Source organism: Baekduia sp. Peel2402, assembly GCF_052567285.1.
Genome location: NZ_CP199582.1, coordinates 2,290,225 through 2,315,344, shown reverse-complemented (window position 1 = coordinate 2,315,344; position 25,120 = coordinate 2,290,225). Strand labels below are relative to the sequence as shown.

General features: G+C 71.2%; 24 protein-coding genes, 1 tRNA gene and 1 other RNA gene. 11 read left to right on the top strand and 15 right to left on the bottom strand.

The features are described 5' to 3' along the window. Positions 1 to 20: 20 nt before the first annotated feature. A tRNA-Val gene (locus ACT01A_RS11315) sits at positions 21 to 92 on the bottom strand. Between the two features lie 45 nt (positions 93 to 137). Here ACT01A_RS11315 and ACT01A_RS11310 point away from each other — a divergent pair. The 3 genes from ACT01A_RS11310 (at position 138) to ffs (ending at position 1,586) form a co-directional block, all read left to right on the top strand. Next, positions 138 to 1,070 (top strand): glutathione S-transferase family protein, encoded by a 933-nt coding sequence (locus tag ACT01A_RS11310; RefSeq protein WP_445152357.1) that lies wholly within the window; start codon positions 138 to 140, stop codon positions 1,068 to 1,070. Between the two features lie 81 nt (positions 1,071 to 1,151). Continuing rightward, complete coding sequence (locus ACT01A_RS11305) at positions 1,152 to 1,283, top strand: hypothetical protein (protein WP_445152356.1); 132 nt, start codon at positions 1,152 to 1,154, stop codon at positions 1,281 to 1,283. Positions 1,284 to 1,318: 35 nt separating this feature from the next. Continuing rightward, an RNA gene (gene ffs, locus ACT01A_RS11300) (signal recognition particle sRNA large type) lies at positions 1,319 to 1,586 on the top strand. Between the two features lie 79 nt (positions 1,587 to 1,665). Here the strand turns inward: ffs and ACT01A_RS11295 are convergent. From ACT01A_RS11295 to ACT01A_RS11280, 4 genes are all read right to left on the bottom strand, one after another. Then, on the bottom strand, positions 1,666 to 3,096 hold the full coding sequence (locus ACT01A_RS11295; protein ID WP_445152355.1) for a DHA2 family efflux MFS transporter permease subunit: 1,431 nt from the start codon (positions 3,094 to 3,096) through the stop codon (positions 1,666 to 1,668). Between the two features lie 117 nt (positions 3,097 to 3,213). After that, positions 3,214 to 3,774: a TetR/AcrR family transcriptional regulator gene (locus ACT01A_RS11290; RefSeq protein WP_445152354.1), complete on the bottom strand. Its 561-nt coding sequence runs from the start codon at positions 3,772 to 3,774 to the stop codon at positions 3,214 to 3,216. A 34-nt stretch (positions 3,775 to 3,808) separates the two neighbouring features. Beyond that, positions 3,809 to 5,212 carry a hypothetical protein gene (locus tag ACT01A_RS11285; RefSeq protein WP_445152353.1) on the bottom strand — a complete coding sequence of 468 codons (1,404 nt, stop codon included), beginning with the start codon at positions 5,210 to 5,212 and terminating at the stop codon, positions 3,809 to 3,811. Between the two features lie 62 nt (positions 5,213 to 5,274). Then, positions 5,275 to 6,609, bottom strand: a complete 1,335-nt coding sequence (locus ACT01A_RS11280; protein ID WP_445152352.1) for a M20/M25/M40 family metallo-hydrolase — start codon at positions 6,607 to 6,609, stop codon at positions 5,275 to 5,277. 52 nt (positions 6,610 to 6,661) lie between these two features. Between ACT01A_RS11280 and dnaX the strand changes: the two genes are divergently transcribed. The 4 genes from dnaX (at position 6,662) to ACT01A_RS11260 (ending at position 10,806) form a co-directional block, all read left to right on the top strand. Beyond that, positions 6,662 to 8,473 carry a DNA polymerase III subunit gamma/tau gene (gene dnaX, locus ACT01A_RS11275; protein ID WP_445152351.1) on the top strand — a complete coding sequence of 604 codons (1,812 nt, stop codon included), beginning with the start codon at positions 6,662 to 6,664 and terminating at the stop codon, positions 8,471 to 8,473. Further along, complete coding sequence (locus ACT01A_RS11270; RefSeq protein ID WP_445152350.1) at positions 8,473 to 8,925, top strand: YbaB/EbfC family nucleoid-associated protein; 453 nt, start codon at positions 8,473 to 8,475, stop codon at positions 8,923 to 8,925. The genes dnaX and ACT01A_RS11270 overlap by 1 nt, the downstream gene beginning before the upstream one ends. Continuing rightward, positions 8,926 to 9,528, top strand: a complete 603-nt coding sequence (recR, locus tag ACT01A_RS11265; protein ID WP_445152349.1) for a recombination mediator RecR — start codon at positions 8,926 to 8,928, stop codon at positions 9,526 to 9,528. 852 nt (positions 9,529 to 10,380) lie between these two features. Beyond that, positions 10,381 to 10,806, top strand: a complete 426-nt coding sequence (locus ACT01A_RS11260) for a cupin domain-containing protein (RefSeq protein ID WP_445152348.1) — start codon at positions 10,381 to 10,383, stop codon at positions 10,804 to 10,806. A 377-nt stretch (positions 10,807 to 11,183) separates the two neighbouring features. Here ACT01A_RS11260 and ACT01A_RS11255 read toward each other — a convergent pair whose 3' ends face one another. Continuing rightward, the gene (locus ACT01A_RS11255; protein WP_445152347.1) at positions 11,184 to 11,738 is read right to left on the bottom strand and encodes an RNA polymerase sigma factor; all 555 of its coding nucleotides are present in this window, start codon (positions 11,736 to 11,738) and stop codon (positions 11,184 to 11,186) included. 94 nt (positions 11,739 to 11,832) lie between these two features. On the opposite strand from ACT01A_RS11255, the gene ACT01A_RS11250 reads away from it, so the two are divergent. Further along, positions 11,833 to 12,138 carry a helix-turn-helix domain-containing protein gene (locus ACT01A_RS11250; RefSeq protein WP_445152346.1) on the top strand — a complete coding sequence of 102 codons (306 nt, stop codon included), beginning with the start codon at positions 11,833 to 11,835 and terminating at the stop codon, positions 12,136 to 12,138. Here the strand turns inward: ACT01A_RS11250 and ACT01A_RS11245 are convergent. Continuing rightward, positions 12,135 to 13,340 carry a glycoside hydrolase family 3 N-terminal domain-containing protein gene (locus ACT01A_RS11245; RefSeq protein WP_445152345.1) on the bottom strand — a complete coding sequence of 402 codons (1,206 nt, stop codon included), beginning with the start codon at positions 13,338 to 13,340 and terminating at the stop codon, positions 12,135 to 12,137. The two genes, ACT01A_RS11250 and ACT01A_RS11245, sit on opposite strands and share 4 nt — an antisense overlap. A 36-nt stretch (positions 13,341 to 13,376) precedes the next feature. On the opposite strand from ACT01A_RS11245, the gene ACT01A_RS11240 reads away from it, so the two are divergent. Both ACT01A_RS11240 and ACT01A_RS11235 read left to right on the top strand, forming a co-directional pair. Next, positions 13,377 to 14,654, top strand: a complete 1,278-nt coding sequence (locus tag ACT01A_RS11240; RefSeq protein WP_445152344.1) for an aspartate kinase — start codon at positions 13,377 to 13,379, stop codon at positions 14,652 to 14,654. Further along, a complete protein-coding gene (locus tag ACT01A_RS11235) occupies positions 14,651 to 15,718 on the top strand; it encodes an aspartate-semialdehyde dehydrogenase (protein WP_445152343.1) in 1,068 nt (355 codons plus the stop codon). Before ACT01A_RS11240 ends, ACT01A_RS11235 begins: the two co-directional genes overlap by 4 nt. A gap of 66 nt (positions 15,719 to 15,784) precedes the next feature. On the opposite strand, the gene ACT01A_RS11230 is transcribed toward ACT01A_RS11235, so the two are convergent. From ACT01A_RS11230 to pdxR, 8 genes are all read right to left on the bottom strand, one after another. Further along, the gene (locus ACT01A_RS11230) at positions 15,785 to 16,516 is read right to left on the bottom strand and encodes a hypothetical protein (protein ID WP_445152342.1); all 732 of its coding nucleotides are present in this window, start codon (positions 16,514 to 16,516) and stop codon (positions 15,785 to 15,787) included. Between the two features lie 90 nt (positions 16,517 to 16,606). Then, the gene (locus ACT01A_RS11225; protein WP_445152341.1) at positions 16,607 to 17,698 is read right to left on the bottom strand and encodes a PP2C family protein-serine/threonine phosphatase; all 1,092 of its coding nucleotides are present in this window, start codon (positions 17,696 to 17,698) and stop codon (positions 16,607 to 16,609) included. Further along, positions 17,695 to 18,525 carry an alpha/beta fold hydrolase gene (locus ACT01A_RS11220; RefSeq protein ID WP_445152340.1) on the bottom strand — a complete coding sequence of 277 codons (831 nt, stop codon included), beginning with the start codon at positions 18,523 to 18,525 and terminating at the stop codon, positions 17,695 to 17,697. Before ACT01A_RS11220 ends, ACT01A_RS11225 begins: the two co-directional genes overlap by 4 nt. A 29-nt stretch (positions 18,526 to 18,554) precedes the next feature. Next, a complete protein-coding gene (locus ACT01A_RS11215) occupies positions 18,555 to 18,794 on the bottom strand; it encodes a hypothetical protein (protein WP_445152339.1) in 240 nt (79 codons plus the stop codon). Further along, positions 18,791 to 19,711: a CoB--CoM heterodisulfide reductase iron-sulfur subunit B family protein gene (locus tag ACT01A_RS11210; protein ID WP_445152338.1), complete on the bottom strand. Its 921-nt coding sequence runs from the start codon at positions 19,709 to 19,711 to the stop codon at positions 18,791 to 18,793. The genes ACT01A_RS11215 and ACT01A_RS11210 overlap by 4 nt, the downstream gene beginning before the upstream one ends. Then, positions 19,711 to 20,892 carry a succinate dehydrogenase/fumarate reductase iron-sulfur subunit gene (locus tag ACT01A_RS11205; protein WP_445152337.1) on the bottom strand — a complete coding sequence of 394 codons (1,182 nt, stop codon included), beginning with the start codon at positions 20,890 to 20,892 and terminating at the stop codon, positions 19,711 to 19,713. The genes ACT01A_RS11210 and ACT01A_RS11205 overlap by 1 nt, the downstream gene beginning before the upstream one ends. A gap of 2 nt (positions 20,893 to 20,894) precedes the next feature. After that, entirely contained in the window at positions 20,895 to 22,592 is a 1,698-nt protein-coding gene (locus ACT01A_RS11200; RefSeq protein ID WP_445152336.1) for an FAD-binding protein, read from the bottom strand. Positions 22,593 to 22,661: 69 nt separating this feature from the next. Then, positions 22,662 to 24,104: a MocR-like pyridoxine biosynthesis transcription factor PdxR gene (gene pdxR, locus ACT01A_RS11195; RefSeq protein ID WP_445152335.1), complete on the bottom strand. Its 1,443-nt coding sequence runs from the start codon at positions 24,102 to 24,104 to the stop codon at positions 22,662 to 22,664. 69 nt (positions 24,105 to 24,173) lie between these two features. Between pdxR and ACT01A_RS11190 the strand changes: the two genes are divergently transcribed. After that, positions 24,174 to 24,845 carry a pyridoxamine 5'-phosphate oxidase family protein gene (locus tag ACT01A_RS11190; RefSeq protein ID WP_445152334.1) on the top strand — a complete coding sequence of 224 codons (672 nt, stop codon included), beginning with the start codon at positions 24,174 to 24,176 and terminating at the stop codon, positions 24,843 to 24,845. Positions 24,846 to 25,120: the final 275 nt, after the last annotated feature.

Here is a 25,120-nt window from a genome sequence, read left to right as displayed (position 1 = left end):
CAGAGCAGGGCCTTCCAGGATGGGCGCGGCGGGTTTCGAACCTGCGACCTCTCGCGTGTGAAGCGAGCGCTCTCCCACTGAGCTACGCGCCCCAGGGGAAGGGAGAGGATAGAGCAGGAGGGCCTAGCCTGGTCGCCATGTCCAGCAGTGGCGGCGGAAGACCGCAGTTCGAGCAGGAGAGCAACGGGGACGGCCGGTTCGTCCGGCAGGAGAGCCGGTTTCGGGAGCAGGTGTGGGAGCGGCCAGAGGCCGGGCGATTCCACCTCTACGTCTCGCTTGCGTGCCCGTGGGCGTCGCGGGCGGTGATCGTGCGCCAGCTGAAAGGGCTGGAGGCGGTGCTGCCGATGACGGTCGTGGATCCGATCCGGGATGAGCGCGGGTGGCGGTTCGACCCCGAGCGGCCGGATCCGGTCAACGGCTTCTCCTTTCTGCAGCAGGCTTACGAGCTGACGGACCCGGACTTCAGCGATCGCGTCACGGTCCCGGTGCTCTTCGACACCCACGCCAACCGGATCGTCAACAACGAGTCGGCGGAGATCATCCGCATGCTCAACGCGTGGTCGCAGACTGGCCCGGACCTCTACCCGCCGGATCTGCGGGTGGCGATCGACGAGGTCAACGACCGCGTCTACAACTCGGTCAACAACGGCGTCTACCGCGCCGGCTTCGCGACCTCTCAGGCGGCCTACGAGGAGGCGTTCGACGAGCTCTTCACCACGCTCGACTGGCTCGACGACCGCCTGGCGACCAACCGCTATTTGCTCGGCGACGAGATCACCGAGGCCGACTGGCGCCTGTTCGTCACGCTTGTGCGCTTCGACGCCGTCTACGTCGGCCACTTCAAGTGCAACTTGCGTCGGATCGCCGACTACGACCACCTCTCCGGCTACCTGCGCGACCTCTACCAAGAGCCGTCGATCGCCGACACGGTCGACTTCGACCACATCAAGCGCCACTACTACGGCACCCATCCGCAGCTCAACCCGACGCGGATCGTCCCGAAGGGGCCGGAGCTCGACCTCTGGGCGCCGCACCAGCGCGAGCGCCTGGACCGACGCCGCGCCGCGTAAAGCGGGCGGGAGCCCCATCTTTCGGGTGGTCTGTGACCTGACCGACACAAGATGACGCCTGCGTCAGGAATACTGTGGCCCATGTCCGCAGCCCGTCCTGCCCAGCCCGTCCCGGCCACCTCGGCACCGGGCGGCAACGTCTACGTCGGCCCCTCGCTGGCGTCGTCGCTCTTCAAGGTCGCCGCCGCCCTGGCGACCGCGCAGCGCAACTAGCGCTCCCGGCGCCCTGAGGTAGACTCCCTCCCGGACCGTGCTAGGCGGGGAGGTAGCGGTGCCTTGTCGCTCGCAATCCGCTCTAGCGAGGCTGAATCCCTGTTTGAGGGGTGAGGTCATCGGGGCTGCGCGCCGTGGCGGCGTTGATGGTCCGGGTCCCGCGCGACGTCGGCTCGTGAACCAGGTCAGGTCCGGAAGGAAGCAGCCTTAAGCGATACCCGGCGGGCGCAGCGGGAGTTCCCGGTACCGGAGCCGTCCTCCGGCGTGGCGCTCGGGGATCACATCTCGATTTCAGGTGCACGGTCCACTACCTGCGTAGCAACGACGAAGGGCCCGCCGGCAGCCGGCGGGCCCTTCGCGTCGATGGAGCGTCGTGCGGCGCTCAGGCGGCGACCGGCGACGCCTCCACGTTCGTGGCCGGCTCGGCCTCGCCGCGCGCCTTCCCCGGGATGAACAGCGCGACCAGCGCGCCGAGCCCGAGGACCGCAGCGCCGATCGGCAGCGCCGCCGTCATGCCGTCGACGTAGGCCTGCGGCGACTCGTACCCGCCGTTGGCCGTGAAGACCGACGCCAGCACCGCCACGCCGAGCACGCCGCCCAGCTCGCGGATCGCGTTCGTCGCGCCCGACGCCTGCCCGGCCTCCTCGGGCTTCACCGAGCCCAGGACGCTGTTGGCCGCCGGCGCGAAGACCAACGCCATGCCCGTCCCGGCCAGGATGAACGGCGCGATCAGCGACGAGTACGCGACGTCCGGCGTCGTCACCGCGGCCAGCCAGCCGATCGCGATCGCCTGCAGCGCCAGCCCGCTCGCCATCAGCGGCCGCGCACCGATCCGGTCGCTCAGCAGGCCGGCGACCGGCGCGATGAACATCGGCATGATCGTCCACGGCAGCACGCGCAGCCCGGACTCCAGCGGCGACAAGCCCTGCGTCGTCTGGAAGAACTGCGACAGCAGGAAGATCGAGCCGAAGACGCCGAAGAACATCGCCAGCGACGTCCCGTTGGTGGCGCTGAAGGCGCGGCTCTTGAAGAAGCGCATCGGCAGCATCGGCGCCGGGGCGCGGCGCTCCCAGGCAACGAAGGCCACCAACAACGCCAGGCCCAGGCCGATCGACGCGACGATCGACGCCGACGTCCAGCCCAGCGCCTCGCCGCGCACGATCCCGAACACGACGCCCAGGAGGCCGAAGCCCGCGAGGCCGATGCCCGGCAGGTCCAGCGCTTTCGCCGGCCCGTGCGACTCGGTCAGCAGCCGCGCGCTCAGCGGCACCAGGGCCAGGCCGATCGGCACGTTCAGCCAGAAGATCCAGTGCCACGAGATCCCGTCGACGACCGCGCCGCCGACGACCGGCCCGAGCGCGACGCCCAGGCCGCTGATGCCCGACCACGCGCCGAGCGCCAGGCCGCGCTTGGCGACCGGGACCGCCTCGGAGAGCAGCGTCAGCGTGAGCGGCAGGACGATCGCCGCGCCGACGCCCTGCGCCGCGCGGGCCGCGACCAGCGCGTTGGTCGACGGCGACAGCGCCGCCGCGGCGCTCGCCACGGTGAACAGCGCGACGCCGATGCCGAACATCCGGCGCCGGCCGAAGCGGTCGCCGAGTGCGGCGCCGGTCATCAGCAGGACGGCGAACGCCAAGGTGTAGGCGTTGACCGTCCACTCGAGCGACTCCAGCGACGCGTCGAGGTCGACGCGGATCGTCGGCAGCGCGGTGCTGACGACGAGGTTGTCGAGCGTGACCATGAACAACGCCACGCTCACGATCGCGAACGTCCAGCCCGCGCGGGGGCGGGATGCGGTGGGGGAGAGGGTCATGTCGTCGGCCTCCTGAGGACCGGGGGTGTGGGAGGGAGAGGAAACAGCGTTAGGGAGTGAGTGCTCACTCACTCGACGGGCCAAAAAGGGGGAGTTGGAGGACATGGGGTCAGAGGGTCAGCAGACGCGGAGGGTCGAGGCCCACTCGCCATGCTCGTCCTGGGCGCCGACGGCGGCCATGACGTTCAACAACATGCCGGTGGCGAAGAAGCGATGGGCGCGCTCGCCGTCCATGCCGGCCTCGCGGACCACCAGGTCGTACAACTTGGCGAAGAACGTGCGCGAGGCCTCGGCGACCTCGGGCATCGAGGCGGCCGCGGCGAACTGGTGGATCTGGGTCATCAGCATCGTGCGGTCTGCGAGCAGTTCGCCGTAGGCCTCGCCCATGACCTCTTCGGGCTCCTGGCCGGTGGCCTTCGCCTCCGCGGCGGACCGCAGGAAGGTCTCCTCGATCCGCTGGTTGGAGCGCTCGACGACCGCTAGGACGAGGTCCGTCTTGGTGGGGAACAGCCGGAAGAGGTAGGCCTGCGAGATGCCGGCGGCCTTGGCGACCTCGGTCGTTGGCGTGCCCAGGAAGCCCTTCTCGGCGAACACCGACATCCCGGCCTCGAGCACGGCCTCGCGCCGCGCTTCGGCGGTCGAGAGGGTGCGCTTCGATGGGGTGGCGGTGGGCGTCATGCAGGTGTGAGTATGCACTCACTCACAGATCGTGTCAAGGGACGCGCGGACCGCAGTCCTCGAAGCGATCCCAGTAGCGGCCGCCGAGCGTGTTGACCTCAGGTGGCGGATCGGGCAGCGAGCGGTCCTTGTCGCGCGCGTCGAGGACGAACTGGTCGGCGATCGCTGGCGACGCCGGCGCGAAGGCGGTGCCGGGCCAGGAACCAGCCTCCTGGGCGCTGACGATCTCCGACGGCCGGGTGTCGGTCCACAGCGCCAGCTGCGGCACCGCGCGGCGGTTAGGCACGGTGATCGGCCGGCAGCGGATGGGGTCGTCGGTGACCAGCGTGTGCAGCTCGTCGAGGATCTTGGTCTGGGCGACGAGCGCGGAGCGCGTGTTCTTGATGCGGTTGACCTGCGACGGGACGAAGGCGAGCATCGCGACGGCGGTCAGCGCGGCGAGCGCGAGCCAGCGGGTGCGCCACGCGCCGTCGGTCTCGGGGTCCAGCTCCAGCCAGCCGAAGACGCCGCCGCCCGCGAAGATCGCCAGGATCGTGGCGGGGAGCAGCAGGTAGCGGGTGAGGATCGAGAGGCCGGCGGTCGCCAGGAGGCAGAAGGCGAGCACCGCGAGCACGCCGGCCGCGGCGCCGAGGACGACGCCGCGGCGGTCGCGCAGGCGCCACAGCGAGAGCACGCCGCCGATCGCCGTGGCGAGCAGGACCGGCTCGCGGAGGATCTCGCCGAGGCGGCGGGGCAGCGTCGTCGGGACGTGCTGAAGGCCGGTGACGCGGCCGAGGTCGGCGGCGGTGTCCCGCGTGCCTGTGAGCGAGTGCAGGGGGTTGCCGGTGATCAGGAGGTCGCTCAAGGACCACAACAACGGCGCGGCGACGAGCAGGGCGATGTGGGTCTTGGACAACGCGCCGCCGCGCCACAGCCACACGCAGTAGGCAAAGGCGAACAGCCACGCCTCGGGGCGCAGCAGCCCTGCCAGCGCGATCAGGACCAGCACCGGCGTCCCCGCCCGCGCGCGCCGCGTCTCGACGAGCAAGGCCCCCAACAACAGGCAGATGTAGGGGATGTCGACGTACGCGCGCACGCCGTAGGAGAAGATCGGCTCGCGCGTCAGCACGATCGCCGCGGCCAGGATCCCAGCCGGCACGTTGAACCACGTGCGCCCCAGCGCGAAGACCAACCACCCCAACACGCCCAGCGCCACGAACGCGAGCACCTCGAAGACCGCCTCCGAGCTGAGCATCCCGACGAGCGTCGCCAGCGGGTGCGGGGTCGGCGCGAACGGCACGTCGTAGTCCGGCGTCCGGCCGTGGACGAGGTCGTTGCCCCACAGCAGCGCGTAGGCGGTGTCGTAGTTGAGGAACCCGGCCGGGGCCGTGACCAGCCAGACGGCCGCCGCGAGGACGGCCGACGTGGCGACGGGGATCAGCGCGCGCGGCCGGGGCATGCGCGGCGCACGCTACCGGCGTGTGAGCCTGCCTGGCTGGCTCCTGCGCGCGCCGGGGACTGCTACTGGTCGCCCAGGGCGGCGAGGCCGATCAGCATCTCGCGCCCGGCCGCGTAGCCGAGCTCCAGCCCGCGCTCCCAGATCGACTCGTTCGGCGCGTGGATCGGGTCGTCGGGCAGCGTGAAGCCGGTGACGATCGCCGGGATGCCCTTGGCGGCGAAGTCGGCGACGATCGGGATCGAGCCGCCGGAGCGCACGAGCGCCGGCGCGGAGCCGGTGGCGCGCTCGATCGCTTGCGCGGCCAGGACGATCGCGGCCGTGTCGGCCGGGAACAGCGCGGGCTGCGCCTGGTGGGAGGAGACGACGGTCAGCTCGGCGCCCTCGGGCAGCCCCGAACGCAGGAGCTCCAGCAGCTTGGCGCCCATCGCGTCCGGGTCCTGCCCCGGGGCGAGGCGGATCGAGAGCGTCGCGCGCGCGACGCCGGCGATCACCGTGCGGGCGTCGCCGGCCACGATCTGGTTGACGTCCAGCGCTGCGTCGGAGCCGTTGCGCTCGACGTACTCGGCGCCCGCGCCCGGGTAGGCGGGGCGCGCCCCGGAGGCGGCGAGGGCCTCGTCGCCGTCGGGCAGGCCGCCCCAGGTGGCGCGCTCGGCGTCGGCGACCGGCGCGATCCCGACGCGCAGCTCGTCGCGCACGACGCCGGTCGCGGGGTCCGGGAGGACCTGGGCGAGCGCGGAGTGCAGCGCGTGCAGGGAGTTCAGCGCGCTGCCGCCGAAGATGCCGGAGTGCAGGTCGCGCTCGGCGGCGCGGACGTCGAAGGTCAGGAGCACTACACCGCGCAGGCCGATCGTGATCGCGGGCAGCTCCGGCGAGGCCATCGCGCTGTCGTAGACGATCGCCGCGTCGGCGCCGCGGGCGTCGGCGGCCAGCCAGGCGGCGATCGACGCGCCACCGGCCTCCTCCTCGCCCTCGATCGCGATCCGGACGTTGACGGGCAGCTCGCCGGCGGTGGCCAGATCGCACGCGGCGGCCAGCAGCGGCAGGAAGTTGCCCTTATCGTCGGCGGCGCCGCGGGCGTAGATGCGGCCGTCGCGGACGGTCGGCTCAAACGGCGGCGAGTCCCAGAGGTCGAACGGCTCGGCGCCCTGGACGTCGTAGTGGCCGTAGATCAGGACGGTGGCCGTGCCGTCGGGGTTGGTGGACGCGGGCAGCTCGCCGACGACCAGCGGGTTGCCGCCGGCGATCGGGCTCTCCAGCGACGCGGTCCCGCCCGCGCGCTCGATCTTGGCGACCGCCCACTCCGCGGCGCGGACGAGGTCGGCGGGGTCGCCTCCACCCGTGGAGATGCTGGGGATCCGCAGCCAGTCGAAGAGCTCGTCGCGAAGCGTGTCGGCCATGGACCTCACCCTACGAGGCGGCGACGACCGTCGCGTCTACACTGGTCGACCCGTGCCTGCCGGACCTTCGCTCTATCGCCGCCACCGCCCGCGGACGTTCGCCGACGTCATCGGTCAGGAGCACGTCGTGCGCACGCTCCGCAACGCCATCGAGCGGGGCCAGGTGCATCACGCCTACCTGTTCGTCGGCTCCCGCGGAACGGGCAAGACGTCGATGGCCAAGATGCTGGCCGCGTGCCTGAACTGCGTCAACGGGCCGACGATCGAGCCGTGCGGCACGTGCGAGTCGTGCGTGGCGATCGCCAGCGCCACGTCGATGGACGTCATCGAGATGGACGCGGCGTCCAACAACAGCGTCGACGACATCCGCGAGCTGCGCGACTCCGTCCAGTACGCCCCGGTCACCGGCCGCTACAAGGTGTACATCTTGGACGAGGCGCACATGCTGTCGACGGCGGCGTGGAACGCGTTCTTGAAGACCTTGGAGGAGCCGCCGCCGTCCACGATCTTCGTGCTGGCGACGACCGAGGCGCACAAGGTGATGGACACGGTCGTCGACCGCTGCCATCGCTTCGACTTCCGCCGGCCGACGGTCGAGCAGCTCGCGACGGTCGTGCAGCGGGTGGCGGCCAAGGAGTCGATCACGGTGGCACCGGAGGCCGTGGCGCTGGTGGCGCGCGGCGCGACGGGCTCCTACCGCGATGCTTTGGGCACGCTGGAGCAGTTGGTGACCTACTCCGGGTCCTCGATTGCGACCGAGGACGTCCTGGCGGTCTTGGGCGTCGCCGACGACGACCTGCTGTTCGGGGCGTTGGACGCGATCGGCGCCCGCGATGCGAAGGCCGCCTGGGGCGTGACCGCGCGCCTGGCCGAGTCCGGCCGCGACGCGGCGCAGTTCTTGAGGGACTTGGAGTCGCACACGCGCGACGTGCTCGTCGTCCAGACCCTGGGCGAGCTGCCGCCGCAGCTGCGCATGACGTCGGAGCGCGACGCGCGGTTGGCCGACCAGGCGGCGCGTCTGACGGGCGCCGACAGCGTGCGCCTGCTCGACCTGCTTGCCGCCGGCATGCGCCTGGCGAAGGACGGCGCCGACGCGCAGACCCAGCTCGAAGTGGCGCTCGTCAAGGCGGCGGCGCCGGAGGTCGATCCCTCAACGCGCGCGCTGCTCGCGCGGATGGAGCGCATGGAGCAGGCGCTGCGCGGAGGCGTCGCGGTGGCGCCCGCTGCTGCTCCGCCCGCCGCCTCGCCCGCGCCTGCGGCCCAAGCCGCGCCGGTCGCTGCGCCGCCCGTCGCACCGCCGCCGGTCGAAGCGGCTCCGCCCGTGAGCGAGGCGCCGCCCGTCGCGCCGCCTCCCGCCGTCGTGGAGGCGCCCGCGCCCGAGCCGCCTCCCGCTCCGTCTCCCTCGATGAGCGAGCCTGAGGCAGCACCTGAACCCGCTCCGTCTCCCGTGGCGGTTGCGGAGGCACCGGTCGCCGCGCCCGTCGCCGACTTCGGCTCGCTCGACCTCACGATGGTCACCGACCTCTGGCCCGCGGTCCTACAGAACGTCGCCGAATCCAACCAGCTGCTCGCGGGCTGTCTGGCGGAGGCGCGGCCGATCAGCGTGGTCGATCGCGACGTCACGCTCGCGTTCACGCCCGACGCCGCGTTCCAGAAGCGCAAGGCCGAGGACGCGGCGGCGCGGCAGATGCTGTCTAGCGCGTTCAAGGAGCTGACGGGCGTCGCGCCGCGGCTCATCATGGAGACGCGCGAGGCCGAGGAGCTGGGCGCCGAGCCCGAGGTCCTCGGCGAGGATGACTTCATCGCCCGCTTGCGGGCAGAATTCGACGCGGTCGATCACGAACCCGAGCAGGAGCAGGCCTGATGCCGCAGCCCAACATCCAGAACATGCTCAAGCAGGCCCAGGAGGTCATGGCCGCGCAGCAGGAGGCCCAGGAGGCGCTCAAGGAGCAGCGCGTCGAGGCCTCCGCGGGCGGCGGCATGGTGAAGGTCGTCGTCACCGGCGACCTCAAGCTTGAGTCGCTGACGATCGATCCCGATGCGGTCGATCCCGAGGACGTCGAGATGCTCCAGGACCTTGTCCTGGCCGCGACCAACGAGGCCATGCGCCAGGCGGTCGACCTCCAGGAGAAGGCGATGCAGTCGGCCTCCGGCTCAGGCGGCTTTGACCCGATGTCCGCCCTCGAAGGCCTCGGCCTCGGTGACGCGCTCGGCGGCCTGGGCATGGGCGGCGGTGGCGCTCCAGGCGGCGCCGGCGGTGCCGCACCCGGGCTGAACCGCGCCGCGCGCCGCGCCGCCGCGAAGAAGAACCGCTAGTTGTTCGCGCCGCCCGTCCAGCGCCTGGTGACCGAGCTGGGCAAGCTGCCCGGCATCGGACAGCGCACGGCGCAGCGGCTGGCGTTCTACATCCTGCGCGCCGACCTGGAGGACGCCAACGCGCTGGCGGACGCGATCCGCGAGGTCAAGGAGAAGATCCGTCCGTGCGCGATCTGCTTCAACTTGGCCGACGAGGAGACGTGCCGGATCTGCCAGGACGAGCGGCGCGACGGCGGCATCATCTGCGTCGTCGAGGAGCCGTCGGACGTGATCCCGATCGAGCGCACGCACGAGTTCCGCGGCCGCTACCACGTCCTGGGTGGCGCGCTGAGCCCGATCGACGGCGTCGATCCCGAGGACCTCAAGATCCCCGAGCTGTACCGCCGCGTTGAAGCCGGCGAGGTCCGCGAGGTCGTGATCGCCACCAACCCGACGACGACCGGCGAGGCGACCGCCCACCACATCGCGGCCGCGCTGCGCGAGCGCACGCCCGACGTCGCCGTCACGCGCCTCGCGTCCGGCCTCCCGGTCGGCGGCGACCTGGAATATGCCGACGAGGTCACCCTCGGCCGGGCGTTCGCTGGCCGTCGTGAGATCGCCTGAGCGGCGCCAGGGACCGCCATCCGTGCGGTCCCCGCAACGCCTGCCGTTACCTCGCGCGCTGAGAAAGCGCTGAGGCTGCGACCTTGCGGACTGACTTTCGCGGGTCGTGCATGAGTCGAGCGGCCAGCGATGCCGTCTTCTTGCTAGTTCGGCGAGGGCTTGCTGCCGCGCGTCTCACTCGTGAGACGCGCTTCCGAGATGCCTTTCTGAACATGCCCTAATGGTACTTCCGGGTGTGACAGGGTTCCGGAGAGCATGGCTGCTCCGTCCGCACTGGCGGAGAGCATCCGCGTGTGTCAGACCTCGCCTCCGCAGGGATCGCGTCCGCGTCCGCGCTGTTCGCCTCAGGGCTGACCGGGTTCCTGACCATGAGGGTTGCTCGCGCTGAGCGGCGGGATCGATCGCGCGCTGATCTAGCAGCGGTTCTTGCGTCGTTCGGACATGCCCTCGATCGACTCGAACTCGAGATCGGTCAGCTGGCACCTACAGGCGGTCGCTCCTCTCGGTTGATCATCGCGGCGTCTCGGCGGTTTCCAACCTGGGACTGGGCGGTGGGGCAGGCATCACGCCACTCGCTAGGTCGACCGGTGATGCGCGCGATCGACGCCTTCCAAGCGGCGTCCAATCGCCTTGTGCTCGTGGCTCCGCCGTCTGTTCTCGAGTCGTTAGACGATCTGAGTGGACTCCTCACGCGCGTTGAAGACCGAGATGATGAGTGGAAGCGCGAGTGGAGCGTGGCCCGCCAGCGATACACCGCGGCCGCGCGAGAGGCTGTGGCAAGCGATTAGCTCAGCGTTCGCCGGCCGTCGTGAGATCGCCTGAGCGGCGGTCCATTCCGTAGGGTCCGCGGCCATGGCCGCCGACGACGTCGCCTTCACCACGATCGACACCAAGAACAGCGAGCGCTTCCAGTCGCTGCGCCGCGAGCTGGGCGTCTCCAGCTTCGGCATCAACGTGATCACGCTCGCCCCGCGCCAGCGCGGCCGCATCCACGCGCACGAGCGCCAGGAAGAGGTCTTCGTGGTTCTCGAGGGCGAGCTGACGATCGGGATCGAAGGCGAGGAGCACACGGTGCCGCGCGGCGGGGCGGTCCGAGTGGCGTCGTCGGTGCGCCGCCAGCTCGTCAACCGCTCGACGACGACAACGCTGTTGCTGCTGGCGCTCGGGGGTGAGGGCGAGCACGCGGGCCGTGACGCCCGTGCGTGGGAGGAGTGGGATGAGGCCGGCGAGGGGCGGACGCCGCAGGAAGTGCCTCTGCCGGCGGATTTGCCGGTCTGAGGGCGCGGCGCCGCTGTTGGTGGCGCTCAGTGCGGGCGTTGATGGTGGGTGCGTGCGTTGGAGAGGGCGGCGAAGGGAGTGAGACCGGATTGGAGTGGCCACTGCCGTTGGTCGTCCTCGGACGTGTCGCCGGGTCCCCGGGGCGCCTCCACACTGCCGCTCATCGATGAGTCGCATCTAACCCGCGCATATCGCGGGTTAGATGCGAACCGTTGGCGCTTCGGCCCCGAATCGCCCTCCCGAGCGCGGCGACACGACCGAGGACGACCGACAGCAGTGGCCACGCCAACCCGGCTTCACTCCCTCGCCGCCCTCTCCAGCGCCACGCACCCCAACCAACGCCCGCGCCGAGCGCCACGCGCAACCCGCGCCACGACTCACAACTCCCCGCGCGTCTCCAACACCCGCGCCAGATCCCGCAGCGCCCGCGACACCCTGATCCGGATCGCGCCCTGCGTCGTCCCGAACAGCTCGCCGATCTCCACGTAAGGCCGATGCTCGACGATCCGCATCTCCAGGATGCGGCGGGTGTCGCACGGCAGGTCGGCCAGTGCCGCCTCCAGTAGTGGGAGGAAGCGCTCCAGATCGGCGAGCTGCTCGATGCGCTCGTACTCGACCTCGCCCAGGTCGGCGACCGAGACGCCCAAGCGCGCGAGGTAAGTCCGCTCGACGCGGCGGCGGTCGCGCCAGCGGTAGAGCTGGTGGCGTGCGATCGCCCACATCCACGCGCGGCCTTCGTCCTCGGTCGAGCCGCGGAAGTCGTCCAGCGACGCGAACATCTGCGCGAACGTCTCGGCCATCAGGTCGAAGGCGACCTCCGGGTCGAGCGTCTGCCGCGCCAGATATCGGAGCACCGGCTCGTGGTAGGCGACGTAGACGTCGGCGAATCGCGACGGGTCCCTGCGCGCCCGGACGAAGAGCCCACGTGCCATCCCCGCCGCGATCCTCTCACAGCCGCCTCGACTGAAACAGTGTTGTGCGCTGCCGCCCTATTGCTCCGAGTTCAACGATATGGAGCGCTCCCTGATGACCATGTCCGCGCGGTCCGCGCGCCTGCTTACGGTGTTGAAGGACCCGCTGCGCCTGAAGATCCTGCTCGCGCTGGAGCAACGCCCGCGTAGCGCGGCGGAGCTGTCGCGCGAGCTGACGCTCCCCTATGACAAGGTCAACTGGGCGATGAAGTCGCTGGCCGACGGCGGACTGGCCGAATTGCGTAGCGCCGAGCCAGGTCCAACCGGTCAAACCATTCAAAAGGTGTACGGAACACGCCATTCGGGTTGGGAGCGGCTCGTGCCGGTGCTCGACGCGATCGCCGAGACCGCGCCGGACTAGCGCACGCCGTACTTGTCGCGCAACGCGTCCACGCGCGCCAGCGCCTCGGCCACGCGCGCCTCGGGCACCGCGCCCGACTTGATCGCCCGCGTCACGGCCCGCCATGCGGCGACCTGGTCGTCGGCGCCGCCCGGCACCCACAGCAGGTCCGCGCCCGCCTTCAGCGCCTCGACCGCCAGCGCCGCCACCGGCTGTCCGCCGGCCAGCGACGCGGCCGCCAGGTCGCCGGACACCACGACGCCCTCGAACTTCAGCTCGCCGCGCAGGAGCTTCACCACTTCGGGCAGCAGCGTCGCAGGCGTGACGCCGTCAAACGCGACGTAGGTCGACGACGAGAGCTGGATCGCCGCCGAGTGGCCCGCCAGCTCGCGGAACGGGACGAAGTCGCGGGCGCGCAGGTCGTCCAGCGAGACGCCGACCGTCGCCGCCTCGATCGCCGGATCGCCGGACGCCGCGCCCTCGCCCGGGAAGTGCCCGGGCGCCGCGGCCACCTCGCCGTCCTTGTAGCCCGCGACCGCCGCCGTGCTCAGCGACGCGACCGTCGCCGGGTCGTCGGAGAACGCGACGCCCTCCCACGGGCCGCCGGCGAAGCCGATGTCGGCGTCCGGCGCCAGCACCATGCGGATCCCGAGCGGGTGCAGCGCCTTGGCGATCGCGCGGGCGGTCGCGCGCGCCTGGTCCGGGGTCTTGGCCGCCGACTGCAGCGGCGCGCCGACCGGCACCGCGTCCAGGTCGCCGCCCAGCTGCGAGGCGGCGAACAGCGGCACCTCGTGCTCGTGGTCGAGCGCCGCCCGGCGGATCCTCCCCAGCAGGTCGGCCACCTGTTGGGGCGACTCGCCGTTGCCGGGCGCCAGCACGACGCCGCCCCACTCGCGCTTGCGGAAGCGGTCCAGCAGCTTGTCGCGCCCCTCGGTTCCGCCGAAGCCGATCAGGAACAGCCGCGCCGCCGCGCGCGCGGCGTCCACGCGCAGCTTCCCGGGCGCGCGGGTGGACGGCGGGGCGGCGGGCGCGGTCTCCGCCGGCGTGCTCGACGAGGCCGGCGCGGTCGTGGACCCCGGCGCGGTCGCGCTCGCGCTCGCCGCCGCGGTCTGGTTCGCGTCGGCGCCCGGTTGGTTCGAACCGCCACCGGCGATCGCGATGATCGCCACCAGGATGACGATCGTCAGGCACCCGGCCAGGCCGATCCACCGCCGTCGGGTCATGCCGAAAGCCATCGAGCCTCTAGCATGACCGGTCCAATGCCGGGCACCGTGGTCATGAAGTTCGGAGGCACCTCCGTCGCGGACGCGCAGCGCCTCAAGCGCGCCGCGGAGCGCATCGTCGCCAAGCGCGAACAGGGCACGCGCGTCGTCGCCGTGCTCAGCGCGCGCGGCAAGGAGACCGATCGGCTCATCGCCGACGCCTTCGAGGTCTCATCGACACCGGATCCCCGCGAGATGGACATGCTGCTCTCGACGGGCGAGCGGGTGTCGTGTGCGCTGTGTGCCATGGCGATCAACGATCTCGGTCATCGGGCGATCTCGCTGACGGGATCCCAGGCGGGCATCGTCACAGATACGAGCCACACGAAGGCCCGCATCCTCGAAGTCCGCGCCGATCGCATCCGCGACGCGCTCGATCAGGACAACATCGTCCTCGTCGCGGGCTTCCAGGGCGTCAGCACCGACCGCGACGTCACGACGCTCGGCCGCGGCGGCTCCGACACGACCGCGGTGGCGCTCGCCGCCGCGATCGGCGCCGACGCGTGCGAGATCTACACCGACGTGCCCGGCGTCTTCACGGCCGATCCCCGGATCGTGCCCGACGCCCGCAAGCTCGACGTCGTCACCTTCGACGAGATGCTCGAGATGGCGGCCAGCGGCGCCGGCGTCCTACAGCTGCGCAGCGTCGAGTACGCGCGCAACCACGGCGTGCGGATCCACTGCCGCTCCAGCTTCGATGACTCTGACGGGACCTTCGTCGTCTCCGACGAAGAGGCCAAGGACAAGGACATGGAGAACCCCCTCATCACCGCCGTCACCCACTCGCGTGGCGAGGCGCGCGTGACGCTCATCGGCCTGCCCGACTCGCCCGGCATCGCCGGCCGCGTCACCACGGCGCTGGCCGACGCCAACGTCAACATCGACATGATCATCCAGAACGACCCGCGGTCCGAAGGGGGCCAGGCGGAGCTGTCGTTCACGATCCCGCGCGAGGACGTCGCCACCGCCGACGCGGCGTTGAAGCCGATCGCCGACGAGCTCGGGATCAAGGTCGAGACCGACGACGCGATGGGCAAGGTGTCGATCGTCGGCGCCGGGATGAAGTCGCACCCGGGCGTCGCCGCCAAGGTCTTCAGCGTCCTCGGTGCCAACGACATCAACATCGAGATGATCTCGACGTCGCCGATCCGCATCTCCTGCGTGATCCCGGTCGACGAGGTCGAGCCGGCGGTCAAGGCGCTGCATACGGCCTTCGACCTCTCGGGCGCGGACACGATCCGCCCGGAGCAGCCCTTTGGGGAGTTTGCATCGTGAGCGGCCCGGGTCCGGGCGACTACCGCGTCGCCGTCGTCGGCGCCACGGGCGCCGTCGGCACGCGCATGCGCAACCTGCTGCGCGAGCGGGCGTTCCCGTTCGCCGAGCTGGTGCCGTTCGCGAGCGAGCGCAGCGCCGGCAAGGTGCTGGAGGACGGCCTGACCGTCGTCGGCCTGGCCGACGACGAGCGCCTGGACGGCTTCGACGTCGCGATCTTCTCGGCGGGCGGCGGCGTCTCGAAGGAATGGGCGCCGAAGTTCGCCGCGCGTGGCGCGATCGTGGTGGACAACTCGTCGGCGTTCCGCATGGACCCCGAGGTCCCGCTGGTCGTCTCCGAGGTCAACCCGGACGCCCTGGACGACATCGGCAAGGGCATCGTCGCCAACCCGAACTGCACGACGATGGCGATCATGCCGCCGCTGCACGCGCTCCACGAGGCGTTCGGCCTGACGGGCATCGTCGCGACGTCGTTCCAGGCCGCCGGCGGTGCCGGGCAGAAGGGCATGGATGAGCTGCTGGAGCAGGTCCCCGGCCTGCTCGCCGACCCCGACGCGCTGGCCGACCGCGGCGCCGAAGCGGCCGCGAAGGTCGGCGAGACGCCGGTCTTTGGCAAGCCGCTGGCCTTCAACGTGGTGCCCTTGCTCGGCAAGGACACCGGGAACGGCTACACCGACGAGGAGATGAAGCTCCAGAACGAGTCCCGCAAGATCCTCGGGATCGAGGGCCTCGCGGTGTCGCCGACGTGCGTGCGCGTCCCGGTGATGGTCGGCCACTCGATCGAGGTCAAGGCGACCTTCGAGCGCGAGCCGGACGTCGCCCGAGCGCTGGAGGTCATGGGCGCGCACGACGGCGTCGAGCTGGACGACGTCCCGACGCCGCTGGAGTGGGCCGGCAAGGACCCCGTCGCGGTCGGCCGCGTCCGGCAGGACCTGGCCGACCCGAAGTCGCTCAACCTGTTCGTGGTCGGCGACAACCTGCTCAAGGGCGCGGCGCTCAACACGGTGCAGATCGCCGAGCTGCTGCACACGCGCGGCCTCATCGGCTCGCGCGCCGCCACGGCCTAGGAGAACGCGCGAAGGCGGGCCGCGCGGCGTTCGCGCGACCCGCCCTCGGTTGCCCTCCTCCAGGCTTTAGCTGGAGACCGCGGTGCTCGTGGCCGAGCCGACCTTGAGCGCCTCGATCGTCATGTCGCCCGCGCCCCAGTTGGTGGAGCCGGCGATGTCGGAGACGCTGCAGCGCAGCGCGACGCTCGTGCCCGCCGTGATCGTCTTGGCCGCGTCGAGGTGCATCTGCACCGTGCCGCCCTTGTCGGAGATCAGGCCGGTGCCGTCGGTGGCGGAGACGCCGCCGACCAGCAGGTCGCAGTCGATGACCGAGCCGGACGTGGGCGGCGACGTGTTGCTGAGCCCGGCACGCGCGGTCAGCAGGTAGTCGCCCGCGGGCAGGTTCGGCAGCGTGATCAGCGTGTGCTGCGAGCCGTCGGTGAAGCCGCCGTCGCTGTTGCGCGTGGCCTCGAAGACGTTGCTCGGGCCGATGTCGCCCTTGGGGCCCTGCGAGCCGGTCGCGCCGACGTCGCCCGTGTCGCCCTTGGCACCAGCGGCACCCGTGGTGCCGGTCGCGCCGGTTGCGCCCACGGCACCCGCGGCGCCGGTCGCGCCCTTCAGCGTCGCGCGGTCCTTCTTGTTGATGTCGGCCAGACGGACCGAGCCGTCCTTGATCTCGCGGCTGGTGACCGCGCCCTTCTTCAGCTTGGCGGCGACGGCGTGCACGCCATCGGCAACCGCGCTGCCGCTCATGGCGGCGATCAGGGCGATGACGGCGATGATCATCGCCGGCGACGGGCGGTGGGCCAGTCGACGCATGTTGGGGTCCTTTCGTGGGGGAGGGGGCGCGGCGCGAGAGTGGGGAGCGCCGCGGTCTTGCCCTCCTACAACGACACGTCGTCGTCCCGCTTACGCCGCGTGTGCAGGCGTCCAGCGCAGGGCCAGCAGGCAGGCGTCGTCGTTGGCCCGCCGGCCGGCGAGCGCCGCACGTGTGACGGCCTCCGCCAACTCGCTGGCGGGTGCGGCGCGGTACGTGGCGATCTCGGCGAGCAGAGCGTCAAGGCCTTGTTGAAGGGGTCGGTCGACGCGCTCGAACAAGCCGTCGGTGAAGAGCACCAACAACCCATCGGGATCAAGCGTGAGCCGGCCCTGGGAGCGAGGCTCGGGGGCGTTCGTGGCGTCCAGCGGCGCGGACCGCCCGTCCCACGCGAAAGTGACGCCGTCCGCCGCGGCGACCGCGGGCGGCGGGTGACCGGCGCACGCCCAGCGCACGTCGCCCGTCACGAGGTCGATCTCGGCGTAGGCGACGGTCGTCATCCGCCCGACCTCGTGGCGGCGCGCGTAGGCATCAAGCGCCTCCAGCAGCGGGCCGGGCGTCAGGCCCATCGACGCCAGCGCGCGCACGGCGGATCGCAGCTGGCCCATCGTCGTCGCCGCCTGCAACCCGCGGCCGACGACGTCGCCGACGACCAGGCCGATGCGCCGCTCGCTGAGCAGGAACGCGTCCCACCAGTCGCCGCCCACCTCCAGGCCCGCCTCGGCGGGGAGGTAGGCGACGCCGAGGTCGAGCGCCGGATCCTCAGGCAGCGTCCCGGTCAGCAACGCGCGCTGCAGCTCGGCGGCGATCGCGTGCTCGCGGTCGCGCGCCAGGACCAACTCGCGCTCGTAGCGGCGGCGATCGGTGGCCTGGAAGGCGATCGTCAAGACCTCGTCGCCGCGCACGGCCGCGCTCAGGAGCACCGGGATCGCCGTGCCGTCTGGACGCCGGAAGTCGACGGCGATCTCCCGCACGCTCCCGGCCATCGTCAGCAGCGGCGCGTAGTGGGTCTCGTGGTAGATCCGGCCGCCGATCGTCAGCAGGTCCTGCAACCGCCGCCCGGGCAGCAGGCTCGCCTGGATCCCCACCAGGTCAGCGAACGCGCGGTTGGCGCGCGCGATCGTGCCGTCTCGCGCCCCGACGACGTAGCCGCAGGGCGCGTCCTCGAAGAGGTCGTCGCTCACGGTGTGGCCAAGAACGCCTGGATCGCGCCGACCGTCTCCTCGGGCGCGCTCAGGTTCGGGCAGTGCCCGGTCGCTGCGAGGTGCATGTAGGTGCTGTCGGGCAGCTGCTCGTGCACGTACTGCCCGACCGCGACGGGCGCGATCACGTCGTCGGAGCACTGCACCACGAGCGTGCGCACGCCGACCCGCGGCAGGTCGGCGCGGTTGTCGGACAGGAACGTCACGCGCGCGAAGTGCGAGGCGATCGCCGGGTCGGTGGCGCAGAACAGCGCGGTCAGCTCGTCGCCGAGCTCGGGTCGTTCGGCGTTGCCCATGATCACCGGCGCCATCGTCGCCGACCAGCCGAGGTAGTTGGACGACAGCGAGTCCAGCAGCGCGTCGATGTCCGGCCGGGCGAAGCCGCCGACGTAGCCGTCGTCGTCCAGGTAGCGCGGCGACGGCCCGATCATCACCAGCGCGCCGAAGCGCTGCGGCTCGGCGATCGCCGCCAGCGCGCCGATCATCGCGCTGACCGAGTGCCCGACCAGGACGACGTCGGAGTCGAGCTCCAGCTCGGCGCAGATCTCCAGGACGTCCTGCGCGTAGCCGTCGAGCGTCGCGTAGCGCTCGGGATCGAACGCGCTGTGGTCGCTGCCGCCGTGCCCGACGTGATCGAAGAGCACGATCCGGTGCTCGTCGGCGAACGCCGGCCAGACGTGGCGCCACATGTTCTGGTCGCAGCCGAATCCGTGGGCGAACACCATCGGCCGTCCATCGGCGTTGCCGTGGACCTGCACGTTGTGCCGCGCGGTCGCTCCCGTCGTCACGGAGCCGAGCCTATCGCTCATTGCGCAGCCGGTGTGCGCTTCGGAAACGTTTAGCGATCGTCGTCGGCGACGGGCGGAATCTCGCGTCGCAGACGATCACGTGCGGCGTCGACGTCCAGCGCGAAGCCGGACCGCGCGGGCGCGTCGTCCGGGAGCCACGAGGGGCGGGCGTTGTCGTCCAGGATTGGGACGATCGTCCGCGGTCCGCCGGCGCGGGGCGCGCGCCGACGGCGGCGAGGCTGGGCCTCGTCCGCCGCCGGGGCGTCCCGCTTGGAACCGAAGAGCCTCACCAGCCGCCGTCGCCGGCACCCACGCCCGCGACGACCGAGGTCGTCCAGTCGACGACCGAGGTGGGCTTGACGACGTGCTTGTGGAGCCCGAGCTCCTTGGGCTCCAGCCCGAGGGCGAGGCCCACGAGCTGGGGCAGGTGCAGCACCGGCATGTTCAGCGAGCGGCCGACCTGGCGCTCGGCCAGCGGCTGCTGGAGGTCCAGGTTGAGGTGGCACAGCGGGCACGGCGTCACCAGGCAGTCGGCGTCCGCGTCGGACGCGTCGCCGAGGTGGCGCGCGGCCTGCTTGAGCGACGCCTCCTTGTTCATGGTGATGATCGGGAACCCGCAGCACTTGTGCGAGCCGGCGTAGTCGATGACCGTGCCGCCGAGCGCCTCGATGACCAGCCCGAGGTACGTGTCGCGCGGGTTCTCGTCGTTGATGCCCAACCGGTCGGTCGGGCGGACGATGTAGCACCCGTAGAAGGGGCCGACCTTGAGGTTGGTCAGCGGCCGCTTGACGCGCTCGCGCAGGTTGTCCAGGCCGAACTCCTCCACCAGCACCCAGAGGAAGTTCTTGTTGGGCAGCTGCTGGCGGTACTCGAGGTTGTACTTCGACAACGTCGAGTTGATGTGCCCGCGGTACTCCGCGGACGCGTCCAGGCGCTCCTGCGACTCGCCCTGCGCGCCCTGGCAGGTCGAGCAGATGTTCATCATCAGGTCGGCGCCCTCGACCTGCTCGGCGAGCGCGAAGGTGCGCGCGTTGAGCGTGTCGGCCAGCTCCTGGCTGTGCTCGGCGATGACGCCGGCGCCCGTGCAGCAGGCGCGGTCCAGCTCGACCAGCTCGATGTCCAGCATTGGGGCGACCTTCGCCATCGAGCCGTGGAGCTCCGGGGTGAAGCCGCGGCTGACGCAGCCGGGCCAATAAGCGACGCGCATCAGGCGTTGTCCTCCGCGTTCGCATCGCCGGTGGCTTCGACGCGCTCGCTCACGGGCTCGTTGTTGTTGGCGTCGGTGCCCGAGATGTAGATGTTGAACTCGAGGCGCTCCTCGCGCTCCTCGACCGTCTTGAAGATCTCCTGCACCTGCTTGAGGTCGGCGCTGGGGATCTTGTGCGGCTTGAGCGCGCCCATCGGCGTCACCTTGCGACGCAGGACCGCGGTGGTGATCGCCGGCAGCGACGCCAGCAGCTCCTGGCCCGCGGGCGGCGCGAACTTGCCGAACCACGAGTTGCCGCCGTAGGAGCGCGGCAGCAGCTCCGCCTCCCAGAGCAACCCGTTGTCCTTGATCAACGTCACGAAGGCCGCCTCGTGGCGCTCGCCGTTGTTGCGGTCCTTGATGTGGTGATCGCCGCCAGCGCGACGGCGCAGGCGCATGATCTGGTTCATCGGGGCGACGCCCTTCGGGCACGCCTCGATGCACTTGAAGCAGTGGGTGCAGTCGTAGATGCCGTGCGGGTCCTCGGCGAGGTCCTTCAGGCGCTCGAACTGCTCGGCGTCACGCGGGTCGCCGACGAAGCGGTAGGACTTGGCCAGCGCGGCCGGGCCGATGAACAGCGGGTCGACCTCCATCGCCAGGCAGTCCGACACGCAGGCGCCGCACTGGATGCAGGCCATCGTCTGCGTGATGTCGACCATCGACTCGCGGTCGACGATGTACTCGCGCTCGGGGATCGGCGTCTTGTTGATCAGCCACGGCGTGACGCGCTGGACCTTCTTCCAGTGGACGGCATCCATGTCCACGATCAGGTCCTTGATGACGGGCATGTTGCCCATCGGCTCGATCTCGATGACGCCGTCCTTGGACGACTTCTTCGCGCGATCGAGGTGCGTGTGGCAGGCCAGGCCGGGCTGGCCGTTGATCCGCACGCCGCACGAGCCGCAGATCGCGGCCTTGCACGAACAGCGGATGCCGATCGAGCCGTCGAAACGACCCTTGGCCTGCAGGATGCCCTCGAGCACGGAGCGGTGCGGCTCCAGCTCGATGGTGTGCTCGACCCAATACGGCGCTTCGCCGGACTCCGGGTCGTAGCGACGGATGCGCAGCGTGAACGGCTCCGAGGTGTCGGCCTGCGGGTTGGCCGCGACCTCTTCGGTGGGGGAGAGCGGTTCGGCGGCCATGGCTAGTACTTCCTCTCTTCCGGCTGCCACTGGGTGATGGTCACGGGGGAGTAATCCACGTGAGGCTCGTCGCTGCCGTTGCGCGACAGCGTGATGTGCTTCTGCCACTCCTCGTCGTTGCGCTCGGGGAAGTCCACGCGGAACTGGGCTCCACGCGACTCCTTGCGCTCGATCGCTCCGACGACGGTGCATTCCGCGCAGTCGAGCATGTACCCCAGCTCGAGGGCGCCGAGGACGTCCTGGTTGAAGACCGTGCCCTTGTCGTCGACGTAGGCGGTCTTGGCCTCCTCCTTGAGCCGGCGGACGATGCCGAGCGCGTGCTCGAGGCCGGCCTGCTCGCGGAAGACGGCGACGTTCTTGTTCATCTCGGTGCCGAGCTCGTCCTTGATCTCGGAGATCCGGCGGCCGGTCTTGGGCCGGTCGATGATCGCGTCGAGCATCGCCTGCTCGTCGTCGAGGCGCGACTGCGGCGCGGCCTTCGGCATCGGCATGCTGGCGGCGCGCGCGGCGGCGTGTTCGCCAGCGCGGCGGCCGAAGATCAGCGTGTCGAGCAGCGAATTGGCCCCGAGGCGGTTGCCGCCGTGGACCGAGACGCAGGCGACCTCGCCCGCGGCGTAGAGGCCCTCGATCGGCGTGGCGCCGTCGACGTCGGTCTTGACGCCGCCCATGATGTAGTGCTGACCCGGGCGGATCAGGATCGGCTCGCGGGTGATGTCGACGCCGGCGAAGTCCTTGCCGATGTTGACGATCTCGCGCAGCGCCTCGAGCGTGCGCTTGCGCGGCACGACCGTGACGTCGAGGTAGATGCCGACGCCGCCGGGGCCGACGCCGCGGCCCTCGTTGATCTCGGTCTGCTCGGCGCGGGAGACGACGTCGCGCGACGCCAACTCCATCTTGTTGGGCGCGTACTTCTCCATGAAGCGCTCGCCCTTGCTGTTGAGCAGGTGCGCGCCCTCGCCGCGGGCGCCCTCCGTGATCAGGAAGCCGTTCTCCACCAGGCAGGTCGGGTGGTACTGGACCATCTCCATGTCCATGAGCGGCGCGCCGAGGCGGTAGGCCTGGGCGATGCCGTCGCCGGTGCAGATGAGGCCGTTGGTGGTCGGCTTGAACGCCTGGCCGACGCCGCCGGTCGCCAGGATCACGTTCTTGGCGGTGAAGGTCTCCAGCGTGCCGGTGCGGATATCGCGGGCGATGCAGCCCGAGACGGCGCCGGTCTCGTCCTGGAGCAGGTGGGTGGTGAACCACTCCTCGTAGCGATCCACGCGCTCGTGGTACTTCATGAGCTGCTCGTAGAGCACGTGGAGGATCGCCTGGCCCGTGATGTCGGCGACGTAGGCGGTGCGCTTCATCGAGGCGCCGCCGAACGCGCGGAGGTCCATCTGGCCGGTCTCGTTGCGGTGGAACGTGACGCCGATGTGCTCGAGGTGCATGACCTCGTGTGGGGCCTCGCGGCACATGACCTCGATCGCGTCCTGGTCACCGATGAAGTCGGAGCCCTTGACGGTGTCGTAGGCGTGCGAGCGCCAGTCGTCGGCGGGGTTGATGGCGGCGTTGATGCCGCCCGCGGCCGCGACGGAATGAGACCGGACCGGGTGGACCTTGCTCATGATCGCGACCGACGCTCCGGCATCCGCGGCGGCCAGTGCGGCCCGCTGTCCGGCCAAGCCGGCGCCGAGGATGAGGACGTCATGTGCAGGCATATTTTGAGCGACTCTTCGGGTCGAAGTTCGGGGCCTGGAACTGTATAGATCAAGCCCTTTTAGGCTGCCCTACATACGGCCGTCGGCCGCGGTCCGGATCGCTTGAGCGATGGCTTGGGCGAGGGCGTGCACGGCGGCCGACGCGGCGGCCTCCGGGAGGTTCGCGTAGCCGGCGACGAGGCCGGCACGGCCTTGGGCGCGAAGCGGCTCCAGGGCGACGCCGTGGCGGGCGGCCGCGGCGACCACCTCGTCCTCGTCGGCGTGCGGCGGGAGCAGCAGGACGGCGAAAAGTCCAGCGGCGGCGCCGCGGACCTCGATCTCCGGGATCTGGGCGGCGATCTCGTCAAGCAGCGCGTCGCGCCGTCTTCTGTACCGGATCCGTTGACGGCGCAGGTGGCGGTCGACCTCGCCGCGGTCGAAGAGATCGGCGAGCGCGAGCTGGTCGATCGTGGGCGGCGTGCCCGCGGGCGAGGACGGGTCGTCGGCGTGCAATTCCGCGACCAGGCTGGACGGAAGGACGAGCCAGCCGAGCCGCAGCGCGGGCGCGAGTGTCTTGGAGCATGAGCCACCGTAGACGACGAGGTCGGGCGCGAGGCCCTGCAACGAGCCGATCGGGGCGCGGTCGTAGCGGAACTCCGCGTCGTAGTCGTCCTCGAGGATGATCGCGCCGCGCTTGCGGGCCCAGGCGACGAGGGCGGCTCTCCGGGCCGGGGAGAGCACGGCGCCGGTGGGGAACTGGTGGGCGGGGGTGACGGCGACGGCGTCGAGCTTGAGCGCGGCGAGGCGTGACGGGTCGAGGCCTTCGTCGTCGGTCGGGATCTCGACGGGCGTGAGGCCGGCCTCGGCGACCGAGCGCGAGATCCGCCACCAGCCGGGCTCCTCGACGCCGACGCGCTTGGCGCCGCGTTCCTTGAGGAGGCGCCAGAGGAGCGGGAGCGAGTCGCGGAGGCCGCCGGTGACGATGACCTGGTCCGGCGTGGCTCTGACCCCGCGCGTGCGCGCGAGGGAGGCCGAGAGCGCGGCTCTGAGCTCGGGCTCGCCGTTGCGGTCGCCGTAGCCGAGGCGCTGGTCGGGGATCGTGCGCAGGATCCGGGAGATCGCGCCGAGCCACGCTTGGCGGGGGAAGCCGTCGACGGCGGGCAGCGAGGGGCGCAGGTCGTGGCGGGGCGCGCCGTCCTCGGGCGGACGGACTAGGGAGGCGCCGGCCGCCGCGGCTTCGCCCACCGTCGTCGCGTCCTCGGCCGCCGTCGCTTCGTCGCTCGGCGACGGGTGGTCGGCCACGCGGGTGCCCCCGCCGCGGCGCGTGTCGAGGTAGCCCTCGGCGGCGAGCTGCGCGTAGGCCTCGACGACCACGCCGCGCGAGACCCCGAGCTGCTGGGCCAGCGCGCGCGTGGCGGGCAGCTTGGAGCCGGGCGGGAGGCGACCGGAGCGGACGGCCTCGCGCAGCGCGTGCTCGGCGCGGGCGCGCAGCGTGCGGCCGGGCGCGGTGTCGAGGTCGAGGTGGAGGTCCACTTGGCCTCATGATCGCATATGCACTTGGTCCTGGAAACCGGGCCAAGTGCCACGTACTTTTTCGCGACCATGACCGCCACCGCCCCCTCCGAGCGCAGCCGCGTCCGCCGGGCGCCCAAGCGCGCCGACTACGACCGCGAGACGATCGACGCGATCCTCGACGAAGCCCTCGTCGCCCACCTCGGCTTCGTCGCCGACGGCCAGCCGTACGTGATCCCCACGCTGCACGCGCGTGTCGGCGACGAGGTCCTGATCCACGGCTCCGCCGCCTCGCGCATGGTCCGCACGCTCGGTGCCGGCGTCCCCGCCTGCCTCACGGTCACGCTGATCGACGGCCTCGTCCTCGCCCGCTCCGCGTTCCATCACTCCATGAACTACCGCTCGGTCGTCGTGTTGGGCGAGGCCCGCTTGGTCGAGGGCGAAGCCGAGCGCGAAGCCGCGTTGGCCGCCTTCACGGACAAGTTGGTCCCAGGCCGCTGGGACGAGGTCCGCACCCCCTCGCGCCAGGAGCTCAAGGGCACGCGCGTGTTGGCGTTGCCGTTGACCGAGGCCTCGGCGAAGCTGCGCGCCGGCGGACCGGTCGACGATGACGAGGACTATGACTTGGACGTCTGGGCCGGCGTCGTCCCGCTGCGGGTCACGCAGGGCGCGATCGAGCCGGACGTGCGGTTGCGCGAAGGGGTGTCGGTCTCGCCCTCGGTGGCGGCGTGGGTTGGCCGCGGCGCGGACGCCGTGGCGTAGGAGCGCGACCGCTCGCGGTGCCGCGGGCGGTTGTGGCCGAAGGCATCGAAGGAGTGAGAGCGTCGTGGCGTGGCCACCGCCTTTGGTCGTCCTCGGGCGTGTCGCCGGGCTCGGGAGGGCGATTCGGGGCCCAAGCACCACTCGATCGCGTCCAACCCGCGATATGCGCGGGTTAGATGCGACTCACCGATGAGCAGCAGCTCGATGGCGCCGAGCCCGCGATATACGCGGGTCAGGTGCCACTCATCGTCGCGCGGCACGTTCGTGTCGCATAG